Genomic DNA, 5066 nt, shown 5'->3' on the forward strand with positions numbered 1-5066 from the left:
TCTTCAATTCGTCTTCTACCGTCAGTCCGTATCCGCTCTTGATTTCTACGGCTCCCGTTCCAAAGCTCATAATCTCGCGGGCACGCACCACGCTTTGTTGGAATAGTTCCTCTTCCGACGTTTGTTGGAGCAACCGGGCCGAGTTCAAAATGCCTCCTCCGCGGGCAGCAATTTCCCGGTAAGACAAGCCTCGGATTTTGTCCATAAACTCTTTTTCCCGGCTGCCGGCATATACTATATGGGTATGGCAGTCGCAAAAAGAAGGGAAAACACATTTGCCGGCAGCATCAATCACCTGTGTTCCCAAGGGAATGTCTTCCGTATACGGACACGTTTCCATAGGACCAAAACCGTCAATGATGCCTTCGCTTATGTACAGCCAGGCGTTGTCTATACAAGGCAAGTGGTTCAGATCCTCTCCTTTGCATGCACCGGATGTACCTTCTTCATACCCCCTGCGTACTTGCACCAGCTGCTTGATGTTCTCAATAAGAATCCCATTCATGATGTAAAAAGTATTCTGCCTTGTGCAACAAAGGATACAAAAGCGTATCGTCTTCCACAAAAGGTACGTGATTTCTAAAATTTTCTACTAATTTTTCCAAAACCGGTGACGTTTTGGCAGGTCTTCTGAATTCCAACGCTTGTGCAGCGTTCATCAATTCAATAGCCAATACCCTATGTGCATTCTCTACTACTTTCATGCATTTGAGTGCGGCGTTGGCACCCATGCTCACATGGTCTTCTTGCGTTTGGGAAGAATCTATGGAATCCACGGAAGATGGGGTACATAACTGCTTGTTTTGGCTGACTATAGAAGCGGCCGTATATTGCGGAATCATAAATCCGCTATTCAAACCCGGCTTAGCTACCAAAAACGAAGGCAATCCTCTTTTGCCGGCAATCAATTGATTTGTTCTCCTTTCTGAAATATTCCCTAATTCGGCTACGGCAATGGCTAAAAAATCCATCGCAAGCGCTAAAGGTTGGCCGTGAAAATTACCGGCAGACACAATCATATCCTCATCCGGAAAAACGGTGGGGTTGTCCGTAGCTGCATTCATTTCTGTCGTCAACACGTGCGATACATAGGCTATACAATCCCTGGTGGCTCCGTGTACTTGTGGCAGGCAACGAAAAGAATACGGATCTTGTACGTGTTGTTTTTGCCTGTTAATCAACTCACTTCCTTGCAGATAGCTTAGTACGCGGGCAGCACTTTCTTTTTGACCGGTATGCGGACGGGCCTTATGTACTTCCGGTGTAAAAGGTTCCGGTCTTCCGTCGTACGCATCCAAAGAAAGAGTCCCTATCAGATCTGCTTTGTCGGCCAATTTTTTGGCTTTTATAAGCGACCACAATCCGCAAGCCAACATAAACTGCGTACCGTTTAACAGCGCCAGTCCTTCCTTAGACTGCAACTCTATGGGCTCCCAGCCCATACGCTTGTTGAGCTCTTTTCCTGAAATCCGCTCTCCTTTATAATCCACTTCTCCCTTCCCTATCAAGGGCAGCGCAAGATGTGCCAGTGGAGCCAAATCACCCGATGCACCCAGCGACCCGTGTTCGTAAACAACGGGATATATACCGTTATTGAAAAAATCCACCAAACGTTGTACCGTTTTTAACCGGACGCCGGAAAAACCATAAGAAAGCGACCTGACTTTCAAAAACAACATCAATCGCACCACTTCTTTTGGCATCTCTTTTCCCATACCGCAAGCGTGAGACATAACCAGATTTACTTGCAGTTGTTCCTGCTCTTTTTCCCCTATGGCCACATTGTATAAAGCTCCAAAACCGGTGTTGACTCCGTACACCGGATTGTTGGAGTTACGAATCTTGTCGTCCAGGTAGTTGCGGCATTTTTTTATACGGTTTTTTACCTCGGGGGAAAGGTCCAGTTGTGCACCTTCTGTCAGCAGCTCCTCAACGGCAGGCAACCCTATGGCAGAAGTATGAATAATGTGAGAATTCATAAAAAATATTTAAAGATGATTACAAAAATACTCCAATTTCAGAAGATATAAAAGCAACCTCCTATTTGGAGAGAACATTTGTTTTTTTACCTTTGCCGTACTAACGTTTTAACATATTAAACCTTTATCTATTAACCTAACCAATTTTTCATGAAGAAAGTATTATTCTTTGTGCTGGCCCTGTTTTTAACGACAGCGGTCATGGCGCAATCGAGGGTTACCGGAAAGGTAACATCTTCAGAAGACGGTTCTCCTCTTCCTTTTGTGACTGTATTAATTCAGGGAGAAAGAGGAGTTGGAACAAACACTGACATCGACGGAAATTTTGTCATTGAAAGATGCCCGGCAGATGCAGTTCTTGTCCTTTCTTATGTTGGTTACACCACCATGCAAGTACCCGTTAACGGTAGAAACGTGGTAAACATTACTATGACACCGGATGCTCTGGCTCTGGAAGAAGTAATGGTGGTAGCCTACGGTACGGCTAAAAAAGGAACGTATACAGGTTCAGCCGCCGTCGTAAGAAGTGAAGCCATCAAAGACGTACCTACCATGTCTTTTGAAAAAGCATTGAGTGGAAAAGTAGCCGGTATGCAAATCACCACTACTTCCGGACAAGCCGGATCTGCTCCCAACGTACGTGTACGTGAGTAGGTTCCATGAACGCTTCCAACGAACCGCTTTACGTTATCGACGGCGTCCCCGTTGTATCGGGAGGAACCGGCCAAATGAGTGACTACATCTACACGTCAAACAACATCATGAACTCTTTGAACCCTCAAGACATCGAGTCCATTACCGTGTTGAAAGACGCTGCAGCCTCTGCACTCTACGGTTCACGTGCCGCCAACGGTGTTATCCTTATTACAACAAAAAGAGGTCGTTTAGGCAAACCGGTCATCACATTCAAAACGTCTGTGGGTTTGACTCCTTCTTTTGCAACTGTAAACTACGATCCGGCCGGGCCGGAACAACAAGTAGAGTTGTATTATGAAAACTTCTTCAACGCCGGTAAATACGAAGGCAGAACGGACCAAGCTTCCAGCGAAAACGCACTCCGTCAGTTGAACAACCGTTTCAACAAACACGGTTATCGCTTTACTGCCGACGATCATTCCGTCAAATCCCTTAAGATTCACGGCATGACAGACGGAATTGAAAACCGTGAAGGAAAATTCTACGACTGGGGAGACTACCTCTTCCGCACGGCCGTTTATCAAACATATGATTTGTCTGTAAGCGGTGGTACCGATAGAGCTACCTATTACTCCTCTATTTCTTATACGAACGAACAAGGACGTAGTACGCAAAACGATTTCAGCCGTATTTCAGGCCGTATCAACGTTACACAAAAAGTAGGAAAATTTGTGGAAATCAGCTCCAGTGCCAACTTGGCACACAGTGTGCAGCACGGATTTAACGACACGCGTAACGTGTCTTCCAACTATTTCATGTTGCACCGCAACTTGCTGTGGCCCATGTACTGGCCTACCGACTACAAAACAGGTAACCCCTGGACGGCTCGTTACGGAAGCTACGCATACAACCACTTATATTACGACCAGCATTGGGACAACTTTGCCAACGTACTCAGAATTGGTGTAAACGAAGCCATTACCGTTAAATTTATGCCGGAATTGGTTCTGAAGTCTGTATTGTCCTTTGATAATACCAGCTCCAGAGACCACGTCTACTACGACGCCAACCACTACAGTGGTGCTAGCAATAACGGGTCTGTAAACGAAATGTTCACCAATTTCCATAAATTGGTTTCATCCACCACCTTGAGCTACGACAAAGAGTTTGCTGACAAACACAACGTAAGTGCTCTTGTAGGATGGGAAGCCGAAGAAAACAAAACGGACTTCACACGTGCATCGGGTACCAACCTGGCCACCGACGCTCTGAGTACAGTAGCAACGGCCGGTTCACATACCGCCAATGCCTACTACTGGGGCTACACCATGCTGTCGTTGCTCTCACGTGCAGAGTACAGCTTTGACGGCCGTTATTACGTATCGGGATCGTTCCGTCGCGACGGTTCTTCCCGTCTGGGTGTCAACACCCGCTGGGGTAACTTCTGGTCTGTAGCCGGTTCTTGGAGAATCAGCAACGAAGCTTTCATGAAGAACATCACCCAAATCAGCAACCTACGCCTAAGAGGTTCTTATGGAGTCAACGGTACCCTACCATCTACAAACTACGGATGGCGTGCCTTGGCATCCTACGGCAACCGCTATATGGACTCTCCCGGTGGAGGCATTGCCAACATTGCCGATGCCAACTTGGCTTGGGAAACCAGCTACACATGGAACGTGGCTTTGGAAGCCGGTTTGTTTAACAACCGCTTGAACGCAACGGTAGAGTATTTCAATAGAGATTCCAAAGACTTGTTGCAAAGCGTGCCTATTTCCACCGTTACCGGTTTTGGAAGCACCTTGAGAAACATTGGTGAAATCAACAACCGCGGTATTGAAATTGAACTGAGCGGTGATATCATTCGCACCAATGATTTGACTTGGAGCGCCGGTATGACAGGTTCCTGGATTAAATCAACCGTTACCAAGCTATACGAAGGTGACGAAATTGTCTGGTTTGACCCGTACGCCGGTGACGCACGTGCCAAATTTGTTTACCGTGAAGGCGAATCCACCTTGGCATACTACGGCAAAGAATGGGCCGGTGTTGAAAGAGAAACAGGACGCAACTTATGGTTCGTGAATGACGATGAAAAACCGTCAGACCTGACTGTTGACGGACGTCCCGCCACCTACAGCTACTCAAAAGCTACCGAAGTTATTCTGGGAGAAGCCCATCCCAAATTCTTTGGCGGATTTTCCACAGACCTTACATGGAAAGGATTGTCAGTAGGTCTAAACTTTGTCTACAAAATTGGAGGCTACACCTATAACGCCCCCGGTCGCGATATCAACGACGACGGATACTACTGGGAACGTATTATGTCCCAATTCTGTTACGACAACCGCTGGACTCCTGAAAACAAAGATGCCAAATACCCACAACGTATTGCCATCGACATGGAAGACATCAACCAGAAGAGCAGCCGCCACTTGAACCCTGCGGACT

At 46.8% G+C, this 5066-nt stretch carries 3 protein-coding genes and 1 pseudogene; 2 read left to right on the forward strand and 2 right to left on the reverse strand.

Going from position 1 to position 5066, the window contains the following annotated elements; all coding sequences use genetic code 11:
- Both RBR61_RS10035 and hutH read right to left on the reverse strand, forming a co-directional pair.
- A pseudogene (locus RBR61_RS10035) lies at positions 1–505 on the reverse strand (hypothetical protein); the annotation flags it as partial.
- Positions 486–1979: a histidine ammonia-lyase gene (gene hutH / locus RBR61_RS10040; RefSeq protein WP_320344047.1), complete on the reverse strand. Its 1494-nt coding sequence runs from the start codon at positions 1977–1979 to the stop codon at positions 486–488. The pseudogene RBR61_RS10035 and the gene hutH, both read right to left, overlap by 20 nt.
- A gap of 150 nt (positions 1980–2129) precedes the next feature.
- Here hutH and RBR61_RS10045 point away from each other — a divergent pair, with 150 nt between their 5' ends.
- Both RBR61_RS10045 and RBR61_RS10050 read left to right on the forward strand, forming a co-directional pair.
- Positions 2130–2633 (forward strand): carboxypeptidase-like regulatory domain-containing protein, encoded by a 504-nt coding sequence (locus tag RBR61_RS10045; protein ID WP_320344049.1) that lies wholly within the window; start codon positions 2130–2132, stop codon positions 2631–2633.
- A gap of 5 nt (positions 2634–2638) precedes the next feature.
- A partial coding sequence (locus RBR61_RS10050) for a SusC/RagA family TonB-linked outer membrane protein (RefSeq protein ID WP_320344050.1) occupies positions 2639–5066 on the forward strand: 2428 nt, incomplete at its 3' end.

This window comes from Sulfurimonas sp. (assembly GCF_034005705.1).
Classification (GTDB): Bacteria; Campylobacterota; Campylobacteria; order Campylobacterales; family Sulfurimonadaceae; genus Sulfurimonas.